Raw genomic sequence first — 1,151 nt, forward strand, 5'->3', positions numbered from 1 at the left:
GTAGGCTGAATATTTTTCGGGGTACCGAACAGCGACATTTCCCGAGCCGGCAGAAGACTTGGAGAGTTTTGAAGTAATCCTCGATGGAGCCCAGAGGTTGTCCAGTCTCTATGGCTGTCTGAAGAACCCCGATAGCGACCCTGTTTATCAAGTGCATTACGATACCCGTCAGGAGAAGTTTTTCCATTCGTCCATGGAGGCGGATCTCCAGCCATGGAATGTGCCCATGAGTTCGCTCTTCGACAGCCGAGGATTTCTTTCAGTGCAGGCCAATATGGCACCATTGCCAGATGGAGAGGAAATCCTCCCTCGGGCCCTCGATCTATACTCAACATTCCAGGACTATCAAATTCCCATCATCACACTGTCCAATGCAGAACTTCCTGATGTGGTGGAAGTCTTTCGGCGCGTTAATAGCAGCGGAACGCCCCTGTCCTCCGTTGATTTTGTCCGTGCATTGACATGGCAGTCGCGCTTTGATTTGGAGGAGACGTTCCGGAGTATTATTGAAGAGTTCCAGGGAACATCCCTAGAGGGTCTGAGTGATGAGTTGTTAATTAGGTTCTTAGCTATTGCGGCCGGAATCCCACTGGGCGCGCGAGATGTGCTTGAGCTTCAGGGCTTGTCGAAGCGGCCTGGAGGACTCAGTAATGAAGTATCAGAAATGCGCAGCGCTCTTAGCCAAATGGCAATCCTTTTGTCCGATCTTGGGATCAGGAGCCTTTCCGATATCCCTTATGAGGCCCAACGTGTAATTCTATTTAGCCTAGTGTATTTCAACTCTCCTGTAGATGGCACTTCCATTGAGCGCTGGATTTGGACTTCTACTTTCGCAGAAGAGCACCAGAGCAAGCCGGAATCTTATTTCAATCGTCTGGTTAGGGATATCCGAGACGGCGACACCGACCAGGCGCTACGCGTGGACAAGCATGTAGATCCTCATCTATTCGCCACTCGTCCCCGCCGAGCGAACGCCGCTGTGACCGCCGGTTTTGACCTATTGCTTCGGCGTCGGGGTGCTCGTTCTCTCATATCTGGACAACCTGTAGATCCGGCGGTGGGAACACTTGTGCCAATTTTCACCAAAGAAGAAATTAAGAAGCCTGATCCGGGATCTAAGGGCACCCCCTTGCTATTGGCCAATCTGGCCC

Annotated in this window: 1 protein-coding gene; it reads left to right on the forward strand. The window is 51.6% G+C overall.

Translation table 11 applies throughout. The annotated features are described in order from the left end of the window. Positions 1-58: 58 nt before the first annotated feature. Positions 59-1,151: DUF262 domain-containing protein (locus AB0N07_RS51595; protein WP_365847993.1), on the forward strand; the 1,093-nt coding region annotated here is incomplete at its 3' end.

Origin of the sequence: Streptomyces sp. NPDC051172, assembly GCF_040682555.1 — a bacterium.
Classification (GTDB): domain Bacteria; phylum Actinomycetota; class Actinomycetes; order Streptomycetales; family Streptomycetaceae; genus Streptomyces.